Raw genomic sequence first — 25,303 nt, 5'->3', positions numbered from 1 at the left:
ACGGGAAGGAGGGGGCGGTCCGAAGCGCGCCCTCCTGCCGCCTCGTCTGCGCTGGGCCCCGACCCTAAAAGGCGATGCCTTGGCGGGACAGCGTTGCCAGCTTTTGCTTCACGAAGGCGGGGCTGGGCGACGCGACGATCGTGCCGTCGGCGAACAGCGCCGTCGGCTTGGATCCCCCGAACATGCCGCTCAACGTCTCGAAATAGCGACGGTCGTAGCGACAGCTTCGCGATGCCCGCGGCGGGAGGGCGCCGGTGCTGATGGCGCGCCGCCAAGTCGCGGCGCGATCGGGACTGCACCAGATGTCGGGCAGGAAGGGCTTGTTCGCGGTTCCGATCGTGCTGGGTATGATGGCATAGCGCGTCCCGGCGGCGGCAAGGGCGGCCTCCAGCTTCTTTGAAAAGGGACAGTCATAGGCGGACAGAAGCAGCATGCGGAGCGGGCCGTTTCCGCCCTGCTGGATCAGATCCGAATAGCGGATCTGGTCGCGCCAGCGCAGCACCAGCGCGCCCCATTCGGACCCCGAAAGCGGCGCCCCCGTGTCGCCCTGCTGCGCGCCGAGCTTGCCGTTGTTGAAGCTGTATTCGCCATCGCGCGTCACCAGTATCGGCGCGGTTTCGCGCGGCGAATAGGGGATGGGGCGATCGATCTGATATAATCCCGCAAAGGGTGTCGCGACGAAGCGTTCATTATACAGGCGCTGCAGCGTTTCGATGTCGGCGCGCTGCGTCGCGGGGGGCGATGCGGTTTGCGCGTCCGCCGGTGCGGCCGCGGTCAGCACGGTGCAAAGGCCGGTGAGGGTCAGGACGGCAAGATGGCGCATAAGGGTCATCCCTGCGAATAGCGGAAATGGGGAGGGCAGGCGGGATATTGGCGCTTGCTGTTGCGCACGGGCTGGAAGCCGGGGATGCAGCGGCTCATGTTCGGCATGAGGGCGGCATTGTAGCGGCCGTCCGACTGGAACACCCAGAAGTTAAGGAAATTATCGCTCGGCGGATTGAAAAACAGATAGTTACGGATCGTCTTTGCGTCGCCATAGGACTGCCCCGGCGCCAGCGTGATACTCCCATGATCGCTGACGCGCCCCGCATAGCCATCGGTCTGGCTGACCAGCACGACGCTGACTTCGCGTCCGCATTTGTTGACGAACCGGAAGTAGACGAGTTTCTGGTCGGGGCTCTTGTGCCCCGGCTTGGCGATCGTCTGGTGACTCCATTCGACGCAGCCGCTTGTCTGGCCGCCGCTTTCGAGCGTCGCCGCAACGCCCGATTGCTGCGCCGATGCCGGTTCCGCAACCATAAGCAGCAGCAGCGCGCCGAAGGCGATGCAAAGGCCGCGGCTCATGGCTGCACCGTCACGGTTTCGCGGGCGATCCGGCTATATTCGGAAGGCTCCAGATCGAACCCGACAACCTCGGCCTCGATCGTGCCGCCGTTGCCGCTGGGTCGCGAAGCGACGAGGCGGGCCCGGATGACGAGGCCGAGATTGCCGAGCCAGCTGTCGGCCTTGAGCGCCGCAGCCTTGTCGGCGGACATTTTCCATACGCGCGCCTTGTCCGCGTTGCGGAACTTGAGCGCGATCTGCATCGCGCCGTCGCGGAAGGGATAGAAGGCGTCGGGTGCGAAGGCACCTAGCGGGATGCCGCCGAGGCCGGGGTCATAGTCCTTGGGATCGGCGCGGGTGCGCAGGGTGACGCAGCGGACGTCCTTGATCGCATTCCACTGCGTATCAACCTGCGCGTTCGCGCGCTTCCATGCCTCCTCGGCGCCGAGGCCCCGGTCGAGGCCGGACAATGCCTCGTCCGCCCATTTTTCGCGCGGTGGGGCAAGGCCGGTCATCGCATAATAGATGATCGCCCAGTCGCGATCGGTGAGGTCGTCGGTGTAGCTGTCGCATTTTTCCGGCGGTGCGGCGGCAGGTTGGGCGGGCTGGGCAGCAGCGGTCACCGACTGGCTGGAAGCCGAAGTCGCGGTGCCTCCGTCCGTGCCGCCCGCGGCCTGCTTGTCGCCGCACCCGCTTGCGGTGAGCGTGATGCAAAGCGCCGCGACCGATGTCAGAAATATCCGGCGCATCAGAATTTGCCTCCCTGGTTGGCGCCGGCATCGGCGGCTTGCGACGCGCGGTACGCATCGCGCTCTTGCGGGAAGCGGTTGACCTCATAATCATAATAGGCGGCGGCATCGATCATCGCGACACGAACGACCTGCGCCAGTTGCGGATTGCCATAGGCCGGCTCGATCATCGCGACGATGGTCAACCCGCAGTCGGGGCGCCAGTTCATCTGCGTCCCGTAGATCGATATGCCGGCGCTGCATTCGCGCAGCTTTTCGCGGTCGAATTCGGGTAGCGGCTTGCCATCGGGACCGCGCAGCCAGAACATCTCGCCGCGATCGCCGGTGAGCGACGGCTTGCCATATTTCTGTTCAAGCGCCGCCTGCTGAGAAGCGATCGTCGGCTCGCCGCCCTTTTGGAAGGGCTGGGTCAGCCACAATGCATAAAGCTTCTCCTGCCCCGGCATACCGTCGGCATAGAGGCTCCATTCGGCATCGACCTGCTCCAGCCGGTTGCGCGGGTCATAGTTCAGCACATCGGTCGAGCTCCACCGCGCCTTGTGCTGGCCCGTGGCGACGCGCACGAAGCTGCGGATCTTGAGGCCGGCCTGATCGCGCGACAGTTGCGGACCGTCACCTTCGAGGAGGATGCTGTCCGCCTCCTTGCCGTCGGGGCATTGGACGAAGCGGACTGCGGTATCGAGCGGGACGCCGAGCCGGAGGCCGCGCAGATCGTCGACCGCGCTTCCTTCGGGGCGCGGCGGTATCACGGTGCCGCCGCAATCGACCTCGATCTTCTTGCCATAATAGGTCATCGCACCCGACGGACCTTCGCCCGCGGCCAGGTCGCGCGTTTCAGACGGCTTGGGATCGCCGCCGCCGCAGCCAGCGAGCGACAATGCGGCGGCGGCAACCAGGAATTTCTTGGCGTGAGGCATCGTATCAGTCCTTTGCGAGCGGGTTGCGCAGCTTTCCGAGTCCGGCGGCAATCAGGGCCGCGCCGGCGAGCAGCAGCAGCCATGTGCCGATGCCGAGGCTGATCCCGTCGGCCATCCGGTCGCGGACGAAATCGGGGACCATCGACAGGATCGCCGAACGAAGCATGACGACCATCAGCGCCGCAACGATCGACGCGGCGCCGGTGACCAGCATGGGCAGCCGTTCGGACTTGCCGGACCATGCGGCCCAGATCAGCCACAGCGCGGCGATCGGCGCGGCGAAGCGCAGGATGAGCAGCGTCTGGACGGTGTCGAAGCCTGATTTGCCGCCGCCGAGCATTTCCTGCGCTGCGGCAACGCGGCCCAGATCGTCCATCGCATTGCCAAGGCCGATCAGCGTCGCGCTCTGAACCGGCGAGGTGAGCGCGGAGAGGAAACAGGCAAGGAGAACGAGAAGCGCCAGCGGAACCGCAAGCGAGCGGGTCATCAACGCGGCGATCCGCGCCCCTTGTTCGGACTCGGTCAGCGCGCCCAGGTCGGCCCCGATCGTGCCGAGCGCGGCCATCGCGGAACCGCCGACGGGATAGATTTCGCGCGCACCGCCGTTTTCGCTTTCGAAGTCGACGACGAGCCCGGGCATCGGTGGCTTGTCGCCGCCGCGCCAATCGGCGCGATCGAATTTGTGGCGCGTGCCATCGTCCGCCGATATCGCGCCCTTGCCGGTCGCCTCATCGAACCCGAGTATCTTTCCCTTCATATACCGCCCCCGAAAAGGCCGGCGGACGAACCCGTGGGACCGCGCACCGGACGCTTGAAAAGCGGAAGCACCTGCGAAGGATGCCTCGCGTGACGAACGGGCTATTTTGGTGGGTCCTCAAAGTCTTGAAGCTACTCTAAAGAATTTCTAAAGTTGACCGAACAGGGGGTCGCCATGACGCAATCAAGCTCTTCCCGACGGAGGCGCAGGCTCTGGAAGTTCGCGGGGGCGGAGTTCGACGAAGCCAGCTGGACGCTGCGTGTCGATGGTCATGCCGTAACGCTCGAGGGCAAGCCGCTCGAAGTGCTGCACGAGCTGCTTCTGCGCGCGGGCGAGGTCGTGACGAAGGATGAGATCTTCGATGCGGTGTGGCCGGGCGTCACCGTGGTCGAGGGGTCGCTGACCACGGCCATATCGAAATTGCGCAAGGCGCTCGGCGAAACGCGCGAGCAGATTGTCGAGACGGTGCCGCGGGTCGGATACAAGCTCGCCGCGCCGGTTGCGATCGAAAGCGTCGAGTCCCCGCTGGCGCCGCGCTTTGCTTTTGCCGCCGGCGACGCGGTCCCCGGCCGCCGGCAATGGCGGCTGGTCGAAGCGCTTGGCGATAGCGGCGCTGATGATGTCTGGCTGGCGCGCCATGACAAGACCGGCGAGACGCGCGTCTTCAAATTCGCCGATGCGCCTGACCGGCTGCGTAGTCTGAAACGCGAAGCGGCGCTGACTCGGCTGCTCTTTGCCGGACTCGGCAAATCGGCCCCGCTTCCCGCGCTGCTCGAATGGAATTTCGACGCGTCGCCCTTCTTCCTCGAATATAGCTATGGCGGCCGCGATCTGACGGCGTGGGCGTCCGAGCGGGGCGGGCTGGCGGAGATTGCGGTCGAGACGCGCATTGCGGTCGCGGCGATGATCGCGCGCGCGGTCGCGCGGATGCACGATCTGGGCGTGCTGCATAAGGATCTGAAACCCGCGAATATCCTGATCGCGACCGAGGACGGCGGCGAAACGATCCGGCTGGCCGATTTCGGTAGCGGGCGCCTCCTCGACGATAGCCTGCTCGCCAGCTTTCAAATCACCGATCCGGGATCGCTCGACCCCGATCTGGCGCGCGACGAACCGCGGTCGGGAACGCTTGCCTATCGCGCGCCCGAGCTGACCGGCGATGCGATGCCGACGGCGAAAAGCGATATCTATGCGCTGGGAATGATCCTCTATCAGCTCGTGGTCGGCGATTTTTCGGCGTCGCTGGCGCCCGGCTGGGAAGGCCGCATCGCCGATCCCGTACTACGCTCGGACATTTTGGCCGCGGCCGAGGGCGATCCGGCGCTCCGCTTGGCCAGCGCCGCCGATCTCGCCGACCGGCTCGAGACGATCGACCGTCGGCGAGCCGACGCATCGGCGGCGGCGCGGCGGGCGGCGGCCGCCGAAGAAGCGCGGCGGTTCGAGGAAAAACAAGCCGCGCGGCGTCCTTGGATCCGCGCCGCCATCGCGAGCCTCGCGGGCGGCTTTATCGCGTCGAGCGCGCTGGCGGCCTATGCCTGGCATCAGCGCGGTGCGGCACTGGACGCACGCGATCAGGCCGAGACCAGCTATGCCTTCATCGCCGAAGATGTGCTGTCCAGCCCCGATCCGGCGAAGTCGAGCACCGACGAAACGGTCATCGAGGCGATGAAGCGCGCGAGCGCGAATATCGACGCGCGTTATGCCCGCTCGCCGGGCACCGCCGCGCGGCTCCATCTCGCGGTCGCGCGCGCCTTTTATCAGCGCAGCGATTTCGACACCGCCCGCACCGAATATGCGCGCGCCGCCACGCTGTTCGGCAAGGCCGGGGAAGCCGACAGCGAGGATGCCGTCCTGGGCCGGCTCGGCAGCATCCATATGGACGCAACTTCGGGCCAGCCTGGACGGTTGGAGGCGGCAGGGGCCGCCATCGCCAAAGAGCAAAAGGCGCTCGGCGACCGGGCGAAAAGCGGGCGTATCGGCTTCGCGCTGGCGCAGTCGGAGGGGGCTTATGCCTACACCGCCGACATCGAGCGGGCCGAGCGCGCGATACGCCGTGCGGTCGCGATCGGTTCGGCGCCGGGCGCGCGCGTTTCGCCGACCCAACTGCTGAAAGCGCGGTCTTCGCTGGCGCTGGTGATGCTACGCGAGGGCAAGGTTAAAGAGGCGGAACCGGTGGCGCGGGCTATCGTCGCCGACTCGACCCGGATACGTGGAGCGGACAATCCGGACACGCTTGTGACGCGGCAGCACTGGGTGACGGCGCTGTCTATGCTCGGCGAACATGAGCGCGCGCTGCGCGAAAGCGGTCCGCTGATAGCCGCGCTCGAACGGCGCTTCGGTCCCGATCATCGCTTCACGCTGGCGATGCATTCGACGCGGTTCGAAAGCCTCGCCGCCCTCGGACGCTATGGCGAGGCCGCGGTGGAGGCGAAGCGGGTCTGGGAGGGGGCGGCCACGCAGGCCGGAGCGCTGTCCCATCAGGCGCTTGTCGGCCAGAATGACTATGCGTCGGCTCTCTGTCAGACGAACCGGCGCCGCGATGCCTTGCCCATCCTGGCGGATGCGGCGGCAAAGGCCCGCCAGGCATTCGGCGCCGATTACGGGCTGACCCATGCGATTCAATTCTATCTGGGCGAGTGCGAACTTGCGAACCATCGCTTCATCCAAGCGCAGCGCAGCTTTTCGCTTGTCGATGCAACCAAGGTTGCAGAATTGACCGGGCGGCCCGATTTCGCCGCGACACTGGCCGCGGCGCGGGCCGAGACGATGCTGGGGCTGGGCGACCGTGCCAAGGCCGGTACGCTGCTCGATACGGCCGAGGCTGCGGCAAAGGCGTCGGAAGATCCCGAACTCAAACAGCGGTTGCAACGGCTGCGCGCCCAATTGCGCGGGTAAGGCTGGAGCGCAAGGCCGGTCTGGCTTGAGATAATCTTTAGAACGGCGTGAAGACTTTGCGGCATCGCGCTCGCTAGCTCTCTGGCGACACCTGGCGGAAGGGCCGGGTCGATAGAGAGGGAGCGATCATGCGGGCACATTCTGGCCATCGTTGCGTTATGACGGCGGAGGGGCGTCCATGATCCGCCCGTTGATGACGGCATCGTCGATGCTGCTGCCGCTGCTCGCGCTCGTTCAGTCGCAACCCGCGGCGACGCCAAAGGTCTGGCCGCGCGAGGTGCAGGCGCTCTATGACAGTCTGAAACAGGAATGCCGCGCCGAAGGCGGCAAATTCATTCCCGATCGCGCGCATTTCGCGGTCGAGACCGAGGTGACGGGCGACGGAAAGCCCGACTGGGTGGTGGATTACAGCAGTGCGCGATGCTCCAACGCCGGCTATTCGGCCTATTGCGGCACCGCCGGATGCATGATTGCCATCTTCGGGTCCGACCGCAACGGCTATCGCGAAATCTTCAACGATAATGTCCGGGACTGGCAGGCGGTGAAGCTCGACGGAAAGGGGCGCACCGGGCTGGGCCTTTCGGTTCACGGGACGGTGTGCGGAAGCGTCGGGGCGGATATGTGCCTGGAAGTCCTGCGGTGGGATGGACGCAAATGGGCGGTGGTTGAACGGCGCCGCGGCACCGATGCCGACCTGTCGGCGTCAACCGGTGAAGACGCCGGGCCGCCGCCCGCCCTTCACAGCGCGCGCTGGCAGGTCGCAGGAGGCGGTGCCGGCACCGTCGCCGCGGTAACGGGGCATCCCGAATTCACCGCGGTGGGGCTTCGTTGCCAACCGGGCGGCGGCGTGGCGATGACGATCGTGCCGGCCAAGGGGCTGCACCTGCCCCCGCCGGGCAAGCCCCTGCTGATCGGCTTTCGAAGCGCCGGCGAAGGCAGCGAGGCGACGCAAAGCCTGAGCCCCGAAGCCGGAAAGCCCGATTTCAGCGGCGCGCTCGATCCCGTCGCCCGCGGCCTGCTGATGGGCGCCGACAGCGACCTTTCGCTCTATGCAAGCTATGACGGCGGCGATGAATGGACCGAATTGACGGCGCTTTCGCTTGCCGGATCGACGGCGGCGATCCGAACGCTGGAGAAACAATGCCCACGCGGTGCTGTGGCCAATGCTGGGGGAGCGGCAGGTCCGGGCCAGTCGCGCATTCTGCCGCTGCCGGTCGGCTATTATGTCGATGCGCGCATCTCAACCTGCGAAAAGCCCTTCGCCGACATCGCGATTTATCTAGCCGAGGACCGGATCGTCCAGCGCGGCAACAGCTGCAAGTTCACCAGCCTGAAGATGACGAGCACAAACGCCTTTCGGCAAACCGAGAGCTGCCCCGACATCGATGGACGGCCGATGCCCGCCACACAGGATTACAGGATCACCGGACCCCAATCGTTTGAGCTTGTTGGGGTGGGCGACGCATGGACCTTTTGCTCTGCCAATCGCTTGCCCGCCAATGCAAAATTTTACCGGGCAGCGAAATAGGCGGGCTCGACGGAGCTGCAAAATGGCAGGCAAGCGCGACCATTTTCCGGATATCATTCGGGGCCGATCGCGCGACATAATAGAGGTCGGGTGGAAGACGATCTGGCTTCTGCTGATCGCCTTTCGGGTGTGGCTCGCGGGCAAATGGACGCATGATATCGAAGCGCTTTTCCAAAACCGCATCGGGATGCTGCTCGCCTATAACTTCATGCCGTGGCGCCAAGTCGGGGCGCGTTACGTGATCCAGCCGATGGGCCGCTACGTCGGCTGAATTAGCCGCGCGCGAAGATAGTCGCCGAGCTCCTGGCGGGAAGAAAGGCCAAGGAGCAGCAATATCCGCGACAAATGGTTGCGGACGGTAAAATGCGAAATACCGAGTTCGCGGCCGATGCCTTTGTTCGACAGGCCGCGCATGACGCCCAGGGCGATTTCGAATTGCCTTTGCGTCAGACCGTCCCGCAATCCCCTCATGTTCGACTCGACCGGCGATATCTCGGGACAGGCGTCGGCATTGGTACGATCGTCGATTTCGAGGCAGGCCGACGCCAGAGCCCGAATTTGCGCAACCGCATGACCGTCGGCTGCGACGACAATGAGCAATTTGGAATTCTCCCTGGTTCGAAGGGCGTCGCGGAGCGACGCCGCGTACGGCTTTTCGCAAGGCGTATTTCGATCGCGCCCGAATTCGCCTCGCTTGTCGGGAGCGCTCATCGGCCTTGCTCGGGCAGAACGGCTTCGCTCTGTGTTCACATATTACGCCTCGCGCTCGCGAATGCCGAACGCCAGCAACCACAGTGCGAGCGCCAGTTCGCCGAGCAGAGTGGGCAGGGTGAAATATTGCGGAAGCTGCGCCGCCCGGAGCGGCGCTCCGAGCCAGGCGAGGCTGTTGACGAGATTGCATGCGCCCGCCGCAGCAACGAGAAGGCCGATGGCTCTTGGCATCGCGCGTCCGTGCCAAATGAGCCAGCCAAGGAGCAGGCAATAAGCGCCGAAGAAAACAAGGCTGATCTTGTAGCCGTCGCCATGGACGCGCAGCAGCAGATACACCCAATCGGCGAGCGAGGATGACGGCTGCCCCAAATCCGGGAGCCGCAAAATCATCGCCGACAGCAGCGTATCGCATGCGAGCATCGCGATGCCGATCAGGCTGAAAGAAGCGGCTATGGCCGAGACCCGCGGCGCTCCCTTGCGGAAGATGCCATGCAGGAGAATGGTGACGCCGATATAGCAACCCAGCATCGCGAGATCGGCGATCATCCCGAGCCGGAATGTCGATCCCGATGCGAAAATGGCCTGTGCGGTTGCGGCGGGATCGCCGCGCACGATCAAGGCGCCGCGGGCGACGACTTCTGCGTAAACGCCAAAGCCTATCGTTCCCAGATACAGGAATCCGGCGAGGCGGGCATGCGAAGCGTCCGCGCTCATTCCGGGCCTCCTTCGGTGGTAGTCCACGTCCAGGCGGCGATGACGATCGAGGCGGTGAGCGCCATCTCGATGATCGCCAGAGTGATGTAGAATGGCGCGGCACCCGGCAGCGTCATCGCCATGATAGCGGTATACAAAAGGCCGAAGACGATATTGCTCCAGCGGCAAATTGCTGCCGGGAGATAGAGCGTCGCCGCGATCAGCAGCGCGGGGATCGCCATCATCAGCGAAACGGCAACCAGCGTTCCAGGGGTTGCGGGTCCAAGCGGCCCGATGTTTCCCTGCGCCATCGATGCCAGCTTGTTATCGGTATAGAGGCCGAAATAGTCGCCATAGACATAGCAGAACATTGTTGCTGTCCAGAGCGTCGACAGTTTGAGGCGGGTAGGGACCGGGATGTCCGTGAGACTCTTCATCGCATGACCTTGTTAAGTCCAAAATATGGGCGGCCACGGATCGTCGGGTCGTTGCAAAGAGGCGGGCCGGTCGGCCATCTCTCCTTCGTCCCCGTTTCCGCTCGGGCCACCCGCCGGATCGGTCATTTTGGCGCCGCTAGTCTTGCCGGTTTGGAATTCGGCGATGTTTTTTTGCGTCGATTGCCTCACATTGCCGATGAAATTTCGGCCATCGGATCCGCCGCACGGGCCAGCGGGCCGCCGAATATGCTTGCCGATCGCCCCCCGCGGTTTACTTGTTGCAGGGTGCGATTGCCGATGGGGGGCATGCGAGGCCAACCGATCCGGTGAGCGTCGTGGTTTCTGTCCGGAGTCTTTAAGGGTTCTGCGTTGATGGCGTCGATTTTGCAGCCTGGCATTCGTTCGCAGCGACCGGACCCGATGAGGATCGACCTTTCGCTTCTCTACGGCGCGGCCTTTTGTTGTGCGTCGCTCGCATTCTGCCTCAAGTCCGTGCTGGCATCGCGGCTGGGTATGGCCGTCGACGCGGTTGCGATCCTGGGTAATGCGACATGCGGATGGTCGTGGCTGGCAACCCGGTCGCTTTTCCGGTGCGAATCTCCGTCGCGAGGCGACTGGTGGCCGGTCGCCGCGGTGCTGATGGTGATGATCGCGTCCGCTGTGACATCGCTGGTGCCGGCAGACGGCATGCCTCTCAGGATCCTGGATAATCTTGCCAGATTGGGGAGTTCCGCCATGCTGCTTATGGCGGTGGCCGAACCGTTGCTCGATCTGCGCGCGCAAAGCGACAAATCCGAACGGCGCTTCCGCATCCTGTATTCAGGCATCTACGCAGCCATATTGGCGGTGGCGGTCCTGGCCGTCGACGGGGCGCCCGACGGGTCGGCCGCATCCCAACTCAGCATTCCGGTCAAGGTCGTTTGCGCGATCGCGGCGGTATTCGGCTATGGGTTGGCCCTCGGCCATCGGAAACGGCATCCGCTCGTCGATCCGAAGGCGCGCGCTTCGCGGAAACCCGTTGCGTCGGACCCCCGGCTTGAAGCGCAGTTGATCACGCTCATGCGCGAGAACAGCCTCTACGCCGAGGCTGATCTGCGCGTTGCCGACCTGGCACGGCTCACGGGTGAGCCCGAATATAAGGTGACCCAGTGCATTACCGGTGCGCTTGGCTACCCCAATTTCAATCAGATGGTGAACGGCTACCGCATCGAAGAGGCAAAGCGCCGCCTGGTCGATCCGGCGCTCGCCCACTTGCCGATCCTGACGATTGCGCTGGATTGCGGATTTGGTTCGATCGGCCCGTTCAACCGAGCCTTCAAGGCCGACACCGGCATGACGCCGCAGGAATTTCGTCGGCAGTCCCGATAGGCGTCGCCTCTGGAGGCGCGATACTGGACGAACATCGGCTTGTCGTCCGGTTCGGCGTTCCGCTTCAGCGATTTAAGTGAATGGCTCCCCGGGTAGCCATTTTTTTGCCAATCTACGGCGTCTCAGCAAAGTTTAATGTCTATAGATTAGTATCTGATTTTATGATATAATTCTCTCGCTACGTTGCATTGCGTTTCCTTACAGCGCAGCCTCGGTGTGGGGACAAATGTGGGGACAGAAATGATGGCTTCACATGGCGAATTTGACATCTCTAAAGGTAAAAAATGCCCGCCCTGGCACATACGGTGACGGGAAAGGCCTCTATCTGCGCGTAAAGCCTAGCGGGTCCCGGTCATGGATTTTACGTGTGCAGCATCAAGGTCGGCGGCAGGATATTGGTTTGGGTTCAGTCGACGATGTAAGTCTGGCTGAGGCTCGAGACTCCGCTTCTCGATTACGTCGAATTGCGCGGCTGGGCGACGACGCGATCGCGGAACGCGACCGCGGGAAGATCCGTATCGTGACCTTCCAAGAGGCCGCCGACCTTGCGTATACGGAGCTTGGCAAGGGATGGTCCGAGAAAACGGCTCTCCAATTTAGGTCATCGCTAGACCTCCATGTCGTCCCCCTGCTCGGTAGGAAGCGCGTAGGCGATATTGAAACTGCCCAGATTTTGGCCGCGCTGGGGCCGATATGGACCGCAAAGCCTCAGATCGCCCGGAAAGTCCGGCACCGTATTCTCCAAGTTCTGGCTTTCGCCAAGTCGCACGGATGGCGCACTGCGCCCTTGCCCGAGCTTGCCGATCTTAGTCGTGGTCTAGCCAAACAGCCAAAATCCAAAGGATATTCGGCGGTTCCATTCCCGGAGTTGCCGGGATTTTATGCCGCGGAGCGAGTGAAAGATGCATCACCCGCCCGTTTGGCGTTGATGTTCACAATCTTGACCGCTGCCAGGAGCGGGGAAGTCAGAAAGGCTACTTGGAATCAGATCGATCTCAAGGCACGAGAGTGGCGGCGAGCCGCGTCGATAATGAAATCGGGCGAGCCCCATGTTGTTATGCTTAGCCAGCATGCAGTCGACGTTCTCAAATTGGCAAGAGTACGATTCAGCGATGAAGGTCTGATCTTTCCATCATTTCATGGCAAGATGCTAGCTGATATGAGCTTGTCCAAAATGATGAAGCTCGCTGGAAGATCAGAGACCGTTCATGGCTTCAGGTCCAGCTTTAGAGACTGGGCTGCCGAAAAAATGCCTCACGTTCCAGCGATGGTTCCAGAAATGGCGCTCGCTCACAGCGTCGGTACCGCGGTGGAAAAGGCATATCTACGAAGTGACCTGAAGGTGCTCAGAATGCAGTTGATGTCGGACTGGGGAGCCTTTGTCACGTCGGCGTCGCCAAAAACTACGTCGGCGAACCGTGCAGGGAAAAATCAGACAATTGTGGCTGCTAAGGAGCGCGGCCTTAAATGAGCGCACCCTGGCGGCGGCAGGCGCCGCCAGAGGTCGCGCGTTTGTACGGTTGGCCGCGCAGCGCTCTTGTCTCGCTTCTTGGCGCCGCGGGCGCGCGGCCCTTGCGGCGGGCATGCAGCGCAGGGCGCTGCTCCGGGGCGCGGCGTTGCCACGCCCGACCCGCCACCGGTCCGCGCCCGCCGCGGCGCCGGCGGCTGCGACAAGGGCGCGTCTGTTCTCCAATGATGACGCCGCGCTGACGCGCGGCGGCGTTGCGCTTGAGCCGGCCACGGACAGCGTGTCGTTCGGCGCACGGCTGTGGGACCGCTCGGCCGGTGCGCAAGCCGTCGCTGCGCGTCGGCTCCTCCATTTCATTGCGGCCCTCTCGGGTGCGCGCCGTCCTTTGGCGCGGTCCCGTCGCCTTTCCTCGCCGCCCGCCCCGCCGTCCGGGGCCGGGTGTGGTGAAAGGAAAGGAAGAGATCATGAAACTCGATTTTATCGATGTGGACCATCTGTCGATTGCGGCGACCAACATGCGCGGGAAGGGCAAAGACCCCGATGTGTCCGACCTGCTCCCCAGCGTTCGCGCGCGCGGGGTGCTGGTTCCGCTGCTCGTGCGCCCCAATTGCGCCGCAGGCCATTACGAGATCGTCGCGGGACGTCGGCGATTTACCGCCGTCGGCGTCGTGGCGCGCGAGGGTGGGGCGGTTAAGCCCATCCCTTGCGCGATCCTCGATGAAGGCGATGATGCCGACGCGCTCGAAGCGTCGATGCTGGAAAACCTCGCCCGCGTTCAGCCCGACGAAGTCAGCCAGTGGGAAGCGTTTGTTGCCTTGGTGAAGGCGGGCCGGTCGGTCGACGAGGTCGCCGACAGCTTCGGGTTCGAGCCGTCGGCAGTGAAGCGCATCCTCGCGCTCGGCAACCTGCTCCCGCGCATTCGCTCCCTCTACCGGCGTGGCGAGATCGATGCGGGCACGGTGCGCTATCTGACCTTGGCTTCCAAAAGCCAGCAGAAGGCATGGCTGGCGCTGTTCGACGACGAGAGCGCCTATTGTCCGACCGGCCATCAGCTCAAAGCATGGCTGTTTGGCGGCACCGCCATTCCGGTTCGCCATGCGCTGTTCGATGTCGAGGAAACGAAGCTCGCCATCGTGTCCGACCTGTTCGGCGAGGACAGCTTCTTTGCAGACAGCGATGCTTTCTGGTCGGCGCAGCTGGCCGCCATCGAAGCGCGCAAGGCCGACTATCTCGAAGCCGGATGGTCCGACGTTGTCGTCATGCCGCGCGGCGACTGGTTCCGGTCGTGGGATCATGTTCATGCGGGCAAGCGCAAGGGCGGTCGCATCTTTGTCGAGGTGCGCGACAGTGGCGAAGTCAGCTTCCACGAGGGCTATGTGACTGCCAAGGAAGCGAAGCGGCTGGCGGGCGGCGGCGGCAGTGACGACGGGAACACGCCCGCAGTGAAGCCCGCGCGTCCCGAGGTGTCGGGTCCGCTCAACGCCTATATCGACCTGCACCGCCATGCCGCTGTGCGCGCCGATCTGGCGAGCCATGGCGGCGTTGCGCTGCGCGCGATGCTTGCGCATGTCATCGCGGGCGCGGACCTGTGGCGGGTCGATATCGAGAGCCAGCGGGCGCCGAAGGAGGATATCGCCGAGAGCGTCGAGACTTGTCCCGCCGAGACCACCTTCGACATCAAGCGCCGCGCGGTGCTGGCAGTGCTGGGGTTCGACGAAGATACCCCGACCGTCACCGGAAGGCCGCTCCACCGTCCCCCTTTTGCGCCGCTGTTCGAGCGTCTGCTCGACCTGCCCGATCCGGTGGTGCTGGAGATCGTGGCGATCGTCATGGGCGAGACTTTGCAGGCGGGAAGCGAGGCGGTCGAGATGATCGGGGTTCAGCTTGGCACCGACATGATGCAGCATTGGCAAGCCGACGCGGCCTTCTTCGACCAGCTGCGCGACCGCGAAGTGCTGCTCGCCATCACCCGCGAGGTTGCGGGCGCCGAGGTCGCGGCAGCGAACGCCGGTGAGAAGGCCAAGGCGCTCAAGTCGATCATCGCCGACAGCCTTGCCGGCGCCAATGGCCGCACCAAGGCCGAGCCGTGGGTGCCGAAGTGGATGGCGTTCCCGCCGACCGCTTACACGGCGCGCGGCGGGGTCGGCAGTGTGAAGATGGCAGGACGGGTGCGTCACGCGCTGAGCGCGCCTACCACCGAACCGGAACCGGTGCCCGCTACCGCTTGTAGCGAGCCGGACAGCGAGGAAGCCGCATACGACACGCCGCTGGCGGCATGAGGGGGAGGGCGGGCGACTGCGGTCGCCCGCCTTTCTTGTGCAAGGTCCGGCATCGATCCCGATCGCCGCGCACTGGAGCGAGTACCGGCGCCTGAAAATGACGCGCCGACCTTGACGGTCGGCGCGGCGTCTTGTCTGGAGCGGGGGTCGCTGCGTGGGAGCTCCCCCGTGCAGCGGCCTTTTCCAAAAAAATCGGCGGCGCGAGCCGAGGCCCGCGCCGCCACAAAGGGGGGGAGGGGACATCCCCGCTACAACCGGCCCCAGGCGGGAGTCGCAATCGCCTGGCCTGCCGGATGATCGCTGCGGAAGGATGATCCGTGCACCCAATCCGGGAGCTGTGATTTGGTTGCGACGGGCGAGCGATTTATCGCAGCGCGCCGAGTGCGACAGGCGGCGATCTGACGACGGTCGGACGCCGAGCGGCATGGACTTCACTTTTGGGGGTGGCGATCCATAGGTCGGGTGGGACACGGCACGAGGCTTCGCGCCCAGCTTTCGCTTTATCGAGCGTGGCCCCATCACCGAGCGACTGGCGCCTTCCCCCTGCACCACAGCACCATCCCCGGCGACGGGCGATCTGACCTGGACCGGCGCGGCGCCCCGCAAAAGTGCGGCGGCGCGATTATGTCCCCGCGTGCTGCGCACGCTCCTCGCGGCCGCTGCGCTTCAAATAATCGCGCCGCCGCACTCCTCCGCTTCGCTGCGGCCCTTGCGGGTTCGCGGGGCGCCTTTTGCGCCGGTCTCCGGTCCGCCCATGCCGCAGGGATGGTCCCCCGGCACAGTGAAGGAGAAGACCCATGGCAGCTATCGGCTTTGTGAACGGCAGCATCGAAAAAGGCTTTGTCGGCCAATTGAAGACCCTCTCGATCCGCGCCGCGATCGAGATCCGCCCCAACCCCTCGAAGGCCGGCGACGTCCAGCCCGACTACCGGGTCTGGTCCGAAGGCGTCGAGATCGGGGCCGGCTGGGTCCGCATCGGCGAAGCGTCAGGCAAGCCGTTCGTGTCGCTGACCCTCGCCGCCCCCGAGTTCGGGCCGCGGCGCATCTATGCCAACCTCGGCCGCGCCGCCGGCCAGGACAGCGACGACGCTTATGCGATCATCTGGAATCCCGAAAACTGAGGCGCGATGCCGCCCCACCCCGCGCCGCAGCTGCGGCGCGGGGCTTTGCCGTGCGGCATTCAGACAGGGCTGCGGTCTTGGCCCTTGTTGCGATCGAGGTCAGCGAGAGTGAAGGTCATCGGGTTGCGCAGCCAGACATCGACCTCGCCGACGCGCCAGCCGCAGCAGCGCGTCGCGATCTTGTGCTGTGGTGGGAAGGTGCCCACCGCGATCTTGCGGTAGAGAGTGGCGCGGCTGAGGCCGGTCAGATCGAGCACTTCATTGAGCCGCATGAGACGGAGGGGAGATTGAAACGCCATGGACAGTTCCTTCATTTACTGGTTCGAAATGTTGCCCCGCAAATGAGAATGGGAAGGAATTCCGGTTCGTCAACTTCATGAAATGGCGCCTCTAATTGGCGTCGTCATAGTCTGGCCTACTCTGTCGAACTGTGGGAAAGTTTGTCCAATTGCCGCGTGTGAGAATAAAAATGCATCTCGCGGCAGATAATTTCGCGCCGCCTTGCGATTGAGACTGTCTGCGACAGTCGCGCTGCGAAGGACGCGCCGCGGGCGGCGCGAGCGTCGTCCGATTCGTGTCCGGTGGTGCGCCGCTGGCGCGCACGCGGTCGCCGCTCTCGCGGCGGCGTCGGTCTGTCCCGGCACGGCGGGGGCAGGGTGGGCGTCACTCGCCTCTAGCCCCGCCCGCCCGGGCCGCAACCCGCGTGCCGCGGGTCCTCCTCTTGCGTTCCGGCCCTTCGGGTGCAGCCCGGCCGATCTCGCGGGTCTGCCGGCTCCCTCCTGCCGCCCACCCCGCCCCCTTCCGGGCCGGGGTGCGGTGGCTGGAAGGAGAAGGGACATGCGTGCGGAAAGACAGGAACGGGCCAGCCTCTACACCGAGGTTACGAGCCGGATCATCGCGGAGCTGGAAGAGGGACGGCTGCCTTGGGTGCAGCCTTGGGATAGCGCCGCGTGTGGATGCACGATGCCGCAGAACGCGGGAACCGCTCGGCGCTATTCAGGGATCAATGTGCTGCTACTTTGGGCCGAGGGCATTGCCAAGGGCTATGCCTCGCAGCGCTGGCTGACCTACCGGCAGGCCGAGGCGGCGGGTGGTAATGTCCGGCGCGGCGAGAAGGGCACCGTCATCTGCTACGCCGACCGCTTCACCCCCAAGACCGAAGCCGAGGCCGCGCGGGGTGAGGATCGCGAGGCACGGCAAGTGGCGTTCCTCAAACGCTTTGTCGTGTTCAACGTCGATCAGTGCGAGGGACTGCCCGAAGACTTTGACGCCCCGATGGTCGGCCCCGATCCGGTGCTTGCCATCGCCGAGGCCGACGCGCTGATTGCGGCGAGCGGCGCACGCTTCCAAATCGGCGGCGGTGAAGCCTTCTACAGCCCTTCCCATGACTTTGTGCAGGTGCCGCCGCAGGCGGCGTTTCACGAACCGGTCAACTGGTATCGCACCGCGCTGCACGAGCTTGGTCATTGGACCGGTCATGGCAGCCGTTTGGGCCGTGACCAGAAGGGCGCGTTCGGGTCGGAGGCATACGCCAAGGAGGAGCTGGTCGCCGAGATGGCAGCGGCGTTCACCTGTGCTTCGCTTGGGATCGCTCCGACCGTGCGCCATACTGATTACATCGCGTCATGGCTGTCGGTGTTGCGCGATGACGACAAGGCGATCTTTCGCGCCGCGAGTCAGGCTAGCAAGGCGAGCGACTATCTAATAGCCTTTGCGGGAGGCGGACGATGAGGCGCCGCGATTTGTCCACCGTCACCATCGCGGATGTCGAGCGTCGGATGGTCATCGCGCCCCGCAAGATGACCGCGCGGCAGGGCGATATTTTCCTGTCGGTGCGGTTCGATCAAACCCCCTATGAGGAATTGGCGGTGCGGCATGGCATCACCATCGAACAGGTGATAGCCGACTTCGCTGAGGCCCTTCTTATGTGGTCGCGCTGCCTTCATGCGCGCTTCCCGCAACTGGTCTGGCCGTGGTTTTGATCGGCGTACGCCCGGATGGCGCTTGTAATCCGGGCGTACGCATTTCAGGGTGAGAAGAATGCGAACCGGCCTCGATCATCTTCCCGCATCCAAGCAGCGCGAACTGGCCGATGTCGTGCGCATCCTGTTCGAGGAGTTCGAGACCGCGCATGCGCGCGGGACGCAGGACTGGAACCGCAAAGGCCGCATCTTCAAGATCGTCCTTTACGGCAGCTATGCACGCGGCGACTGGGTCGACGATCCGGTCGGTGGCTACCAGTCCGACTATGACATCCTTGTGGTCGTCAATTACGAGCGGTTGACCGAATTCGAGCATTGGTCGGCGGCCGAAGACCGGCTCATGCGCGAGGTCACGATCAGCCACAGCCTCACCGCTCCGGTGAGCTTCATCGTTCACTCGTTGAACGACGTAAACGCCCAGCTCGAGCGCGGACGGCCCTTCTTCATCGATATCGTCGAGCAGGGCATCGCGCTCTACGAGGCCGAGGGATATGAGTTCGCGCAGCCGCGCAATCTGCCCGCTGATGAAGCGCGGATTGAGGCACAGAAGCATTTTGAAAGCTGGCTCGAAAGCGCGACAGCATTTGCTGCTTCCGCAAAGTTTCTGGTTGAGCGCGGCAACTTCAATGAGGCGGCCTTCAACTACCATCAGGCGACAGAACGGCTCTACCACTGTACCTTGCTCGTTCTGTCACTCTACAGCCCCAAGTCGCATCGGCTGAATTTCCTACGCTCGCAGTGCGAGCAGATCGCGCCCGCGCTGATCGAAGCCTGGCCGCGCCATGACAAATTCAGCCGCCGCTGCTTCGAGCTGTTGCGGCTCGCTTATGTCAACGCGCGCTACTCGCCGCACTACAAGATCACGGCCGAGGAGCTGAACTGGATCGGCGACCGCGTCGCCGTGCTCGAAGGCCTTGTGGAAACGATTTGCCGCGATCAAATCGCGGCGCTCGGCAGCGCCGACCGCCCCGCAGAATAGGGAGAGATCAAAATGGAAGATACCGAAGCGCTGGTCACACTGACCGCCGATATTGTCGCCGCCCATGTCAGCAACAACAGCGTCGCCATCTCGGATATCCCGCTCGTCATTCGGTCGGTGCACGAGGCGCTTGCGGGTCTTGCTTCCGGGACACAGCCCGAACCCGAACCGCAACAGCCCGCGGTGTCGATACGCGCGTCGGTCAAGCCCGACTATCTTGTCTGCCTCGAGGACGGCAAAAAGCTCACCATGCTGCGCCGCTACCTGAAGACCAACTTCGGCATGACGCCCGATGAATATCGGGCGAAGTGGAACCTGCCGAAGGACTATCCAATGGTCGCGCCCAATTATGCCGAAAAACGCCGCGAGCTTGCCAAGCAGATCGGTCTCGGCACCAAGGGTCGCGGCGGCGGCCGCAAGCCTGCCGCGCGAGGCCGTGCGAAGGCAAAATGACCATCGCCGCGCAGATCGAGGCGCTGATCCAGCGCCTCGACGGCATCGCGATTTGCGATGACTGCATTACCGACCGGCTCAATCTGTCCGTGCGCTCGCAGGCCAATGTCGTGACACGCGGCCTCGGCGGTGCGAGCGGTTACGTCCGCGAGAAGCGGCCCTGCGGTCTTTGCAGCTCGGTCAAGGTCTCGACGTCGCATCGGCGCTGACGCCATCGGCGAACGCGCGCTTCCCGCGTCGGCGCCATAGCAACAGCTGCCGCTCGCGCGCTTTGCCGCGCAGCGTCGCCGCCGCCTCAACCAGCAGCCCGAGAATGACCGCGCGATCGTCGCCGGTCAGCTCGATCAGATCGGCCTTGGCGATCAGCCCGCCTAACTCGATCAGCTGGCGCGTGCGCTCGCGGCGCTTCACCTGCCACGCCCGCGTGTCATTCCGCGCCCGCTTGGCTTGCAGGCGATTGCGCGTCTGCACCGATCGCCGCAGCGCTGCCCGCGTTCCGGCCAGTGCCTTTGCCAGCGCGGGCGCGGCCCCCGCGAAAGAAGGCCGCGCCGCTCTTGCGCCACGTCTCCTTTCGCGCGGCGTCGGCGCCGACAGCATCGAGCAGTGCGCCGGCAAGCTGTTCGATCGATAGATCGTCGGCGCCGGTCGCAATCACCAGCTCGCCGAGCTGGCCTTGCTTCTTCGTCTTGAGTGCCTTGGCCTTGTCGGTGAGCGCCTGGAGTTCGGCGTCATAATCACGGGGTTTGCGCATCGTTCGTCCTTCCGTTCGTGAGGGTCGGACAATCCAGCTATGCCGAGTCACATCTGCGTTCAAGCAGCTGAAATCTCCCGAGACTTTGTGATCCCGAGCGCGATGAAATCGTGTGAGGGCGCGCTTATACGTCGTGCCGACGTGCTCGTTTTGCTGTAAATGGTATGCCGCTATGGCGATCTACCATTTCTCGGCAAAAGTCATTTCCCGCGCCGCCGGCAGCAGCGCGGTCGCCGCGGCGGCCTATCGCTCGGCCGACCGGCTGCACGACGAGCGGCTCGGCCGTGCCCACGACTTCTCGAACAAGACGGGTGTCGTTCACAGCGAAGTGCTGCTGCCCGAGGGCGCGCCCGAAGAGTGGCGCGACCGCGAAAAGCTCTGGAACGATGTCGAGGCGGCGGAGATACGCAAGGACGCGCAGCTCGCGCGCGAAATCGAGTTCGCGATCCCGCGCGAGATGACCGAGGGGCAGGGGATCGAGCTTGCCCGTGACTTCGTTCAGACCGAGTTTGTGACACGCGGCATGATCGCCGACCTCAATGTCCATTGGGACATTGGCGCCGACGGGCTCGCGCGGCCGCACGCGCATGTGATGCTGACGATGCGCGAGATCCGGATCGGCGAGGATGGAGCGGCCGAGTTCGGCGCGAAGGTCCGCGACTGGAACCGCACCGAGCTCTTGACCCACTGGCGCGAAGCCTGGGCCGACCATGTCAATGAACGACTCGCCGCGCTCGATATCGATGCGCGCATCGATCATCGCAGTCTCGAAGCGCAGGGGATCGACCTTGAACCCCAGCACAAGATCGGTCCCGCGGCATCGCGGATGGCAGCCGAAGGGCTGGAGGCTGACCGGCTCGCCGAGCACATTGAGATCGCCCGATCGAACGGCGAGAAGATCCTCGCCAATCCATCGATCGCGCTCGACGCGATCACCCATCGCCAGGCGACCTTCACCACCCGCGACCTTGCGAGGTTCGCGCACCGCCACAGCGACGGCAAGGAGCAGTTCGACGCCGTGATGGGAGCGGTCAAAACATCACCCGACCTGATCGCGCTCGGCAAGGACGGGCGCGGCGACGAACGGTTCACGTCGCGGGCGATGATCGAGACCGAGCAGCGGCTCGAGCGCGCCACCGCAACGCTCGACGCGCGCCGCAATCATGGCGTTCCCGACCGTCATCGCGAACGGGCACTGGCGCGCTCGTCGGCACGCGGCCTAGACCTGTCAGTGGAACAGCGCGGCGCACTCGAACATGTCACCAGCGCGCGCGGGATCAGCAATGTCATCGGCTATGCCGGAACGGGCAAGAGCGCGATGCTCGGGGTGGCACGCGAGGCATGGGAAGCGGCGGGCTATAAGGTGCAAGGCGCCGCTCTGTCGGGCATCGCCGCCGAAGGACTCGAACAGGGCTCGGGCATCGGCTCGCGCACGCTCGCCAGTCTCGAACATCAGTGGGCCAATGATCGCGATCGGCTGACCGACAAACATATCCTCGTCATCGACGAGGCCGGGATGGTCGGCACGCGACAGCTCGAGCGTGTCGTGTCCGAGGCCGAACGGCAGGGCGCGAAAGTCGTTCTTGTCGGCGATCCGCAGCAGTTGCAGGCGATCGAGGCGGGTGCGGCGTTCCGCTCTGCGGCCGAGCGTCACGGCGCCGTCGAAATCATGGACATCCGCCGCCAGCAGGAAGCGTGGCAGCGCGAGGCGACGCGCGAGCTTGCCACCGTGCGGACGGGCGCGGCGATCGGTCGCTATGCCGAGGCGGGACATGTCCACGCCGCCGACACGCGCGAGGCGGCGCGCGCCGAGCTGGTCGATGCCTGGGATCGCGATCGGCAGGCGCATCCGGGTGCGAGCCGGATGATCCTCACCCACACCAACGACGAGCGCGAGCAGCTCAACGAGGCGGTGCGCGAGCGGCTGAAGGCGGGCGGAGCGCTCGACAATGAGGTCGCGCTAACCGTCGAGCGCGGCGAGCGCGCCTTTGCATCGGGCGACCGCATCATGTTCCTGAAGAATGAGCGCGAGCTTGGCGTGAAGAATGGCTCGCTCGGCAGCGTCGAGAGCGTGAGCCCGGCGCGCATGGCGGTGACGATGGATGATGGGCGACGCGTGACGTTCGACCTCAAGGATTATGCCCATGTCGATCATGGCTATGCGGCGACGATCCATAAGGCGCAGGGCATGACCGTCGACCGGGTGCAGGTGCTCGCGACGCCGGGGGTAGACAGCCACTCGACGTACGTCGCGCTGTCCAGGCACCGCGAGCAGGTTGGTCTTTACTACGGCCGCGATGATTTTGCGAACCAGAACAAGCTCGTCCGTGCCGCATCGCGCGAACGAGGCAAGGATATGGCGAGCGATTACAAGGTGGCAGCGGCGACAAAGGCCGCCGAGCCGAAGCGCTCCATGTTCGACGGGCTTAAGCTCACAGTCTCGCGCAAGGCACTCGAAGAGCCAGCGTCGGCGCTGCGGCGCGATGCCCGCCTCCCCGAGGTGAAGATCAGGGCTAGCGCTCTTGAGTCCGCCCCGACACGCTCTCCCCTCGACAAGGCAGTTGAGTGCTTTGCGCGGGTGACGAAGGAGATCGTCGACGTGCGGCGCGCCGGCGGGAAGGAACTGCCGCACGAGCTCGATGCCTATAAAAAGGCGTACAGCGAACTCGATGCACTGCGCCCCGGCGGCGCGAACGATCTGCGCGAAGCGTTCGGGAAAAGCTACAAGCTGACCAGCGAGGTAGCGGCAGGGCGCACCGCGGGCGCGATCGCAGCGATGGACGGCGCAGTTGCGGCCCGCGCCGCCGAGCGTGCGGCCGAGCGGGCAGCCGCCGACCGCGCGGCGCGCGATCAGGCGCGGCAGGCGGCTGCAGAAAAGCGGCTTGCCGCCGAGCTCGAGAAGCGCGCCGAGCTGTTCGTAGCCTCGTGGCAGAAGGAGAGTGCCCAGGCGCGCAAGGCTCCGACCTATGCCGCGCGCGATGCGGCGCGCGCCAACCTCAACGACATGGCGAAGAGCCTGCACCGCGACCCGCAGCTCGAGTCGCTGCTCCAGAATCGCCGCGCGCAGCTCGGGCTGGACGCTGTGAGAGGAAAAACGCTGTCTCAGGATCTCCAGCAATATCTCGGCCGTGGACGCGGCATGGGGATATCGATGTAACATGCGGCCATGACCCAGAAACCTGTCCGCACCCCTCCCGCCACCGACGCCGCCAAGGCCTTCGAAGAGCTGCGCCGTGAGATCTCCCTGCAGCGAACCGCGATCGAAGGCCTCACGGCGGCAAAGGAAAAGCTCCCCGACTACTTGCCTACGCTGCGCGATATCGCCTCCCGTCTCGGCGAGATGGAAAAGCAGATCGAGAGCATCAACGCCAAGCCGGCCATGCGGCTCACGCCGCAAACGATCACCGTGGAAATCCACGAAGCTATCATGAGTTACCGAGCCGATGACGCGAAATCGATCGGTGAGGCACGCGACACGCTGGCGCGCATGCTCGGCCGCGTCGAGGGCATGATCAAGCAGCGCCGCTCGACCGACGAGCAGGACTTGTGGGTGACCTGGGCGGCGACCGGCGGATTGTTGTTTGGGGCGCTTCTGGCCTTGGTCGGCGTCGCGGCTTGGAGTTGACGCCGGCTGGGGTCGCCTGACGTTTTTACCCGGGCAACAGCGCCTCGACGGCAAGTTGCCCGGCAGCTGCCCCGTTTGCTGCGGATCGACATGGACATCTAGCCAGAACCGCGCTTTCACCGCTGGCCGAGCGTCGATGCTTTGCTAAAACCTCACCTTGGCTGAACCCAGGATCCTTCGCGGCGTACCGGGCGCACCCAGATGGCAGCGATCACAATTGCCCGAGGCGTCCGGCGTGTCGAAGATTCCGTAGATAAACTCGTTGTAATACCTCTTGTCGAACAGGTTCTCGGCACGGATCGCGAGTTCCCACGTGTCGGGTGCGATTGAACGAGGAAATCGTGCGCGTTCAGACGGTCAGCCGCTAATCGCCCTGCGACCTTGCCTGATCGTTCCGCAACAGCAGCAGCCCAGCGGTGACCACCGCCAATATGGCAAGACCGGGAAAGCCGATGATACCGAGCGACCATATGTTCGCACCATCGAGGAGGAACAGTGATATCCCCGACATCGAATTGATGGTGCCATGAAAGATTGCGGCGGGAATTGCCGAACCGGTTCGATCGCGCAGGAACCCCATGACAGGCGACAGCGCGATGCAGAAGGAGGTCATCATCAGAACTCCGGTCCACGGGAAACCCCAGTAGCCAGCGCCGTAGTTGTGGCCTGCGATGATGAGCGGCGCGTGCCACAGGCCCCAGATCGTGCCGACAAGCAGGCTGGCTTTCCAAAAGCCCATATGGCGTACCACTGACCACAGGTAGCCGCGCCAACCAGCCTCCTCGCCAAATCCGGCGATCGCGTTGGGGATGATCCCTCCGAGCAGGGCCAGCACAACCAAAATCGGGAATGAGGGGAGGTCCTCGGCAAGTTCGGGGCGGATTTCGGCACCACTGGCCTGCACGGCGGCCAACGCGCCCTCACTCGCCGATTGCAGAGTGACGCCAGGAAGCAAGCTACTCGCCAAGGCAGCGCCAAGCGCAAGCGCGCCCGCTAGCAGCCATCCCACTATCCACCACCGGCTGAATCGCCAGCGCCACCCGATCATGGCAGCGGTCCGGTCTCGATCGAAAGCCCGTGCAGTCACCAGCGCGCCGACCAGCGGGCCAAACATGTAGATCGTTGCCAGCAGAATGGTCTGTTGTCCTTGGGCGGCGGGCGACGCAACGAACCAGAAAAGCCACGAAGCGGAAAATGTTACGCCGATGAATGTCGCAGTCCGCACACGGACGGCGGTCGAACCCGCGCGAAGCTGGCGCTCCTGCAT

General features: G+C 64.6%; 26 protein-coding genes. 14 read left to right on the top strand and 12 right to left on the bottom strand.

The features are described 5' to 3' along the window. Positions 1-64: 64 nt before the first annotated feature. The 5 genes from P1IM2_RS11130 to P1IM2_RS11110 are packed head-to-tail and all read right to left on the bottom strand — an operon-like array spanning position 65 to position 3,746. Complete coding sequence (locus P1IM2_RS11130) at positions 65-823, bottom strand: hypothetical protein (protein WP_186402480.1); 759 nt, start codon at positions 821-823, stop codon at positions 65-67. Positions 824-828: 5 nt separating this feature from the next. Then, positions 829-1,344: a hypothetical protein gene (locus P1IM2_RS11125; RefSeq protein WP_186402479.1), complete on the bottom strand. Its 516-nt coding sequence runs from the start codon at positions 1,342-1,344 to the stop codon at positions 829-831. Continuing rightward, positions 1,341-2,072, bottom strand: a complete 732-nt coding sequence (locus P1IM2_RS11120; protein WP_186402478.1) for a hypothetical protein — start codon at positions 2,070-2,072, stop codon at positions 1,341-1,343. Before P1IM2_RS11120 ends, P1IM2_RS11125 begins: the two co-directional genes overlap by 4 nt. Beyond that, positions 2,072-2,989: a hypothetical protein gene (locus tag P1IM2_RS11115; RefSeq protein WP_186402477.1), complete on the bottom strand. Its 918-nt coding sequence runs from the start codon at positions 2,987-2,989 to the stop codon at positions 2,072-2,074. The genes P1IM2_RS11120 and P1IM2_RS11115 overlap by 1 nt, the downstream gene beginning before the upstream one ends. A 4-nt stretch (positions 2,990-2,993) precedes the next feature. Next, positions 2,994-3,746 (bottom strand): hypothetical protein, encoded by a 753-nt coding sequence (locus tag P1IM2_RS11110; RefSeq protein ID WP_186402476.1) that lies wholly within the window; start codon positions 3,744-3,746, stop codon positions 2,994-2,996. Between the two features lie 174 nt (positions 3,747-3,920). Between P1IM2_RS11110 and P1IM2_RS11105 the strand changes: the two genes are divergently transcribed. From P1IM2_RS11105 to P1IM2_RS11095, 3 genes are all read left to right on the top strand, one after another. Beyond that, complete coding sequence (locus P1IM2_RS11105; RefSeq protein WP_186402475.1) at positions 3,921-6,641, top strand: protein kinase domain-containing protein; 2,721 nt, start codon at positions 3,921-3,923, stop codon at positions 6,639-6,641. Positions 6,642-6,819: 178 nt separating this feature from the next. Next, on the top strand, positions 6,820-8,169 hold the full coding sequence (locus tag P1IM2_RS11100) for a hypothetical protein (RefSeq protein WP_186402474.1): 1,350 nt from the start codon (positions 6,820-6,822) through the stop codon (positions 8,167-8,169). 22 nt (positions 8,170-8,191) lie between these two features. Then, positions 8,192-8,440 carry a hypothetical protein gene (locus tag P1IM2_RS11095; protein WP_062900375.1) on the top strand — a complete coding sequence of 83 codons (249 nt, stop codon included), beginning with the start codon at positions 8,192-8,194 and terminating at the stop codon, positions 8,438-8,440. Here the strand turns inward: P1IM2_RS11095 and P1IM2_RS11090 are convergent. Genes P1IM2_RS11090 through P1IM2_RS11080 form a run of 3 tightly spaced genes read right to left on the bottom strand, consistent with a single transcriptional unit; the run spans position 8,428 to position 10,010 of the window. Further along, entirely contained in the window at positions 8,428-8,880 is a 453-nt protein-coding gene (locus P1IM2_RS11090) for a helix-turn-helix transcriptional regulator (protein ID WP_186402473.1), read from the bottom strand. The genes P1IM2_RS11095 and P1IM2_RS11090 overlap by 13 nt on opposite strands. A gap of 42 nt (positions 8,881-8,922) precedes the next feature. Next, positions 8,923-9,594 (bottom strand): DUF4386 domain-containing protein, encoded by a 672-nt coding sequence (locus tag P1IM2_RS11085; protein WP_062900373.1) that lies wholly within the window; start codon positions 9,592-9,594, stop codon positions 8,923-8,925. Continuing rightward, positions 9,591-10,010, bottom strand: a complete 420-nt coding sequence (locus P1IM2_RS11080) for a DUF6326 family protein (protein ID WP_062900372.1) — start codon at positions 10,008-10,010, stop codon at positions 9,591-9,593. Before P1IM2_RS11080 ends, P1IM2_RS11085 begins: the two co-directional genes overlap by 4 nt. Before the next feature lie 420 nt (positions 10,011-10,430). On the opposite strand from P1IM2_RS11080, the gene P1IM2_RS11075 reads away from it, so the two are divergent. From P1IM2_RS11075 to P1IM2_RS11060, 4 genes are all read left to right on the top strand, one after another. Further along, complete coding sequence (locus P1IM2_RS11075; protein ID WP_062900371.1) at positions 10,431-11,378, top strand: helix-turn-helix domain-containing protein; 948 nt, start codon at positions 10,431-10,433, stop codon at positions 11,376-11,378. A 253-nt stretch (positions 11,379-11,631) separates the two neighbouring features. After that, positions 11,632-12,849, top strand: a complete 1,218-nt coding sequence (locus tag P1IM2_RS11070; protein ID WP_186402472.1) for a tyrosine-type recombinase/integrase — start codon at positions 11,632-11,634, stop codon at positions 12,847-12,849. A 461-nt stretch (positions 12,850-13,310) separates the two neighbouring features. After that, positions 13,311-15,125, top strand: coding sequence for a ParB/RepB/Spo0J family partition protein (locus P1IM2_RS11065; RefSeq protein WP_186402471.1), 1,815 nt, complete (start codon positions 13,311-13,313; stop codon positions 15,123-15,125). A gap of 797 nt (positions 15,126-15,922) precedes the next feature. Further along, on the top strand, positions 15,923-16,246 hold the full coding sequence (locus P1IM2_RS11060) for a DUF736 family protein (RefSeq protein ID WP_186402470.1): 324 nt from the start codon (positions 15,923-15,925) through the stop codon (positions 16,244-16,246). A gap of 59 nt (positions 16,247-16,305) precedes the next feature. On the opposite strand, the gene P1IM2_RS11055 is transcribed toward P1IM2_RS11060, so the two are convergent. Next, the gene (locus P1IM2_RS11055) at positions 16,306-16,545 is read right to left on the bottom strand and encodes an AlpA family transcriptional regulator (RefSeq protein ID WP_186402469.1); all 240 of its coding nucleotides are present in this window, start codon (positions 16,543-16,545) and stop codon (positions 16,306-16,308) included. Between the two features lie 538 nt (positions 16,546-17,083). On the opposite strand from P1IM2_RS11055, the gene P1IM2_RS11050 reads away from it, so the two are divergent. From P1IM2_RS11050 to P1IM2_RS11030, 5 genes are read left to right on the top strand one after another with little or no spacing between them, the layout of a single operon-like run. Continuing rightward, complete coding sequence (locus P1IM2_RS11050; RefSeq protein WP_186402468.1) at positions 17,084-17,977, top strand: ArdC family protein; 894 nt, start codon at positions 17,084-17,086, stop codon at positions 17,975-17,977. After that, entirely contained in the window at positions 17,974-18,228 is a 255-nt protein-coding gene (locus P1IM2_RS11045) for a hypothetical protein (protein WP_186402467.1), read from the top strand. The genes P1IM2_RS11050 and P1IM2_RS11045 overlap by 4 nt, the downstream gene beginning before the upstream one ends. A gap of 58 nt (positions 18,229-18,286) precedes the next feature. Further along, complete coding sequence (locus P1IM2_RS11040) at positions 18,287-19,207, top strand: HEPN domain-containing protein (protein WP_186402466.1); 921 nt, start codon at positions 18,287-18,289, stop codon at positions 19,205-19,207. 12 nt (positions 19,208-19,219) lie between these two features. Beyond that, positions 19,220-19,660: a MucR family transcriptional regulator gene (locus tag P1IM2_RS11035; RefSeq protein ID WP_186402465.1), complete on the top strand. Its 441-nt coding sequence runs from the start codon at positions 19,220-19,222 to the stop codon at positions 19,658-19,660. Beyond that, positions 19,657-19,869, top strand: a complete 213-nt coding sequence (locus P1IM2_RS11030; RefSeq protein ID WP_186402464.1) for a hypothetical protein — start codon at positions 19,657-19,659, stop codon at positions 19,867-19,869. The genes P1IM2_RS11035 and P1IM2_RS11030 overlap by 4 nt, the downstream gene beginning before the upstream one ends. Here P1IM2_RS11030 and P1IM2_RS11025 read toward each other — a convergent pair. Next, entirely contained in the window at positions 19,841-20,071 is a 231-nt protein-coding gene (locus P1IM2_RS11025; protein WP_186402463.1) for a conjugal transfer protein TraD, read from the bottom strand. The two genes, P1IM2_RS11030 and P1IM2_RS11025, sit on opposite strands and share 29 nt — an antisense overlap. 16 nt (positions 20,072-20,087) lie before the next feature. Then, on the bottom strand, positions 20,088-20,411 hold the full coding sequence (locus P1IM2_RS11020; RefSeq protein ID WP_186402462.1) for a conjugal transfer protein TraD: 324 nt from the start codon (positions 20,409-20,411) through the stop codon (positions 20,088-20,090). 172 nt (positions 20,412-20,583) lie between these two features. Here P1IM2_RS11020 and traA point away from each other — a divergent pair, with 172 nt between their 5' ends. After that, a complete protein-coding gene (gene traA / locus P1IM2_RS11015) occupies positions 20,584-23,568 on the top strand; it encodes a Ti-type conjugative transfer relaxase TraA (RefSeq protein ID WP_186402461.1) in 2,985 nt (994 codons plus the stop codon). A 9-nt stretch (positions 23,569-23,577) separates the two neighbouring features. Continuing rightward, entirely contained in the window at positions 23,578-24,036 is a 459-nt protein-coding gene (locus tag P1IM2_RS11010) for a hypothetical protein (protein WP_186402460.1), read from the top strand. 364 nt (positions 24,037-24,400) lie between these two features. On the opposite strand, the gene P1IM2_RS11005 is transcribed toward P1IM2_RS11010, so the two are convergent. Beyond that, positions 24,401-25,303: a CPBP family intramembrane glutamic endopeptidase gene (locus P1IM2_RS11005; protein WP_260833996.1), complete on the bottom strand. Its 903-nt coding sequence runs from the start codon at positions 25,301-25,303 to the stop codon at positions 24,401-24,403.

Origin of the sequence: Sphingopyxis sp. P1IMeth2 (assembly GCF_900185685.1) — a bacterium.
GTDB lineage: Bacteria > Pseudomonadota > Alphaproteobacteria > Sphingomonadales > Sphingomonadaceae > Sphingopyxis > Sphingopyxis terrae_A.
Note: the sequence above shows the minus strand (reverse complement) of the source record. Positions and strands in the feature narration are given on the sequence as shown.

Coding starts and splice junctions, on each gene's coding strand:
- P1IM2_RS11130 (WP_186402480.1), bottom strand. CDS start 823: ATGCGCCATCTTGCCGTCCTGACCCTCACCGGCCTTTGCACCGTGCTG.
- P1IM2_RS11125 (WP_186402479.1), bottom strand. CDS start 1,344: ATGAGCCGCGGCCTTTGCATCGCCTTCGGCGCGCTGCTGCTGCTTATG.
- P1IM2_RS11120 (WP_186402478.1), bottom strand. CDS start 2,072: ATGCGCCGGATATTTCTGACATCGGTCGCGGCGCTTTGCATCACGCTC.
- P1IM2_RS11115 (WP_186402477.1), bottom strand. CDS start 2,989: ATGCCTCACGCCAAGAAATTCCTGGTTGCCGCCGCCGCATTGTCGCTC.
- P1IM2_RS11110 (WP_186402476.1), bottom strand. CDS start 3,746: ATGAAGGGAAAGATACTCGGGTTCGATGAGGCGACCGGCAAGGGCGCG.
- P1IM2_RS11105 (WP_186402475.1), top strand. CDS start 3,921: ATGACGCAATCAAGCTCTTCCCGACGGAGGCGCAGGCTCTGGAAGTTC.
- P1IM2_RS11100 (WP_186402474.1), top strand. CDS start 6,820: ATGATCCGCCCGTTGATGACGGCATCGTCGATGCTGCTGCCGCTGCTC.
- P1IM2_RS11095 (WP_062900375.1), top strand. CDS start 8,192: ATGGCAGGCAAGCGCGACCATTTTCCGGATATCATTCGGGGCCGATCG.
- P1IM2_RS11090 (WP_186402473.1), bottom strand. CDS start 8,880: ATGAGCGCTCCCGACAAGCGAGGCGAATTCGGGCGCGATCGAAATACG.
- P1IM2_RS11085 (WP_062900373.1), bottom strand. CDS start 9,594: ATGAGCGCGGACGCTTCGCATGCCCGCCTCGCCGGATTCCTGTATCTG.
- P1IM2_RS11080 (WP_062900372.1), bottom strand. CDS start 10,010: ATGAAGAGTCTCACGGACATCCCGGTCCCTACCCGCCTCAAACTGTCG.
- P1IM2_RS11075 (WP_062900371.1), top strand. CDS start 10,431: ATGAGGATCGACCTTTCGCTTCTCTACGGCGCGGCCTTTTGTTGTGCG.
- P1IM2_RS11070 (WP_186402472.1), top strand. CDS start 11,632: ATGGCGAATTTGACATCTCTAAAGGTAAAAAATGCCCGCCCTGGCACA.
- P1IM2_RS11065 (WP_186402471.1), top strand. CDS start 13,311: ATGAAACTCGATTTTATCGATGTGGACCATCTGTCGATTGCGGCGACC.
- P1IM2_RS11060 (WP_186402470.1), top strand. CDS start 15,923: ATGGCAGCTATCGGCTTTGTGAACGGCAGCATCGAAAAAGGCTTTGTC.
- P1IM2_RS11055 (WP_186402469.1), bottom strand. CDS start 16,545: ATGGCGTTTCAATCTCCCCTCCGTCTCATGCGGCTCAATGAAGTGCTC.
- P1IM2_RS11050 (WP_186402468.1), top strand. CDS start 17,084: ATGCGTGCGGAAAGACAGGAACGGGCCAGCCTCTACACCGAGGTTACG.
- P1IM2_RS11045 (WP_186402467.1), top strand. CDS start 17,974: ATGAGGCGCCGCGATTTGTCCACCGTCACCATCGCGGATGTCGAGCGT.
- P1IM2_RS11040 (WP_186402466.1), top strand. CDS start 18,287: ATGCGAACCGGCCTCGATCATCTTCCCGCATCCAAGCAGCGCGAACTG.
- P1IM2_RS11035 (WP_186402465.1), top strand. CDS start 19,220: ATGGAAGATACCGAAGCGCTGGTCACACTGACCGCCGATATTGTCGCC.
- P1IM2_RS11030 (WP_186402464.1), top strand. CDS start 19,657: ATGACCATCGCCGCGCAGATCGAGGCGCTGATCCAGCGCCTCGACGGC.
- P1IM2_RS11020 (WP_186402462.1), bottom strand. CDS start 20,411: ATGCGCAAACCCCGTGATTATGACGCCGAACTCCAGGCGCTCACCGAC.
- traA (WP_186402461.1), top strand. CDS start 20,584: ATGGCGATCTACCATTTCTCGGCAAAAGTCATTTCCCGCGCCGCCGGC.
- P1IM2_RS11010 (WP_186402460.1), top strand. CDS start 23,578: ATGACCCAGAAACCTGTCCGCACCCCTCCCGCCACCGACGCCGCCAAG.
- P1IM2_RS11005 (WP_260833996.1), bottom strand. CDS start 25,303: ATGCAGGAGCGCCAGCTTCGCGCGGGTTCGACCGCCGTCCGTGTGCGG.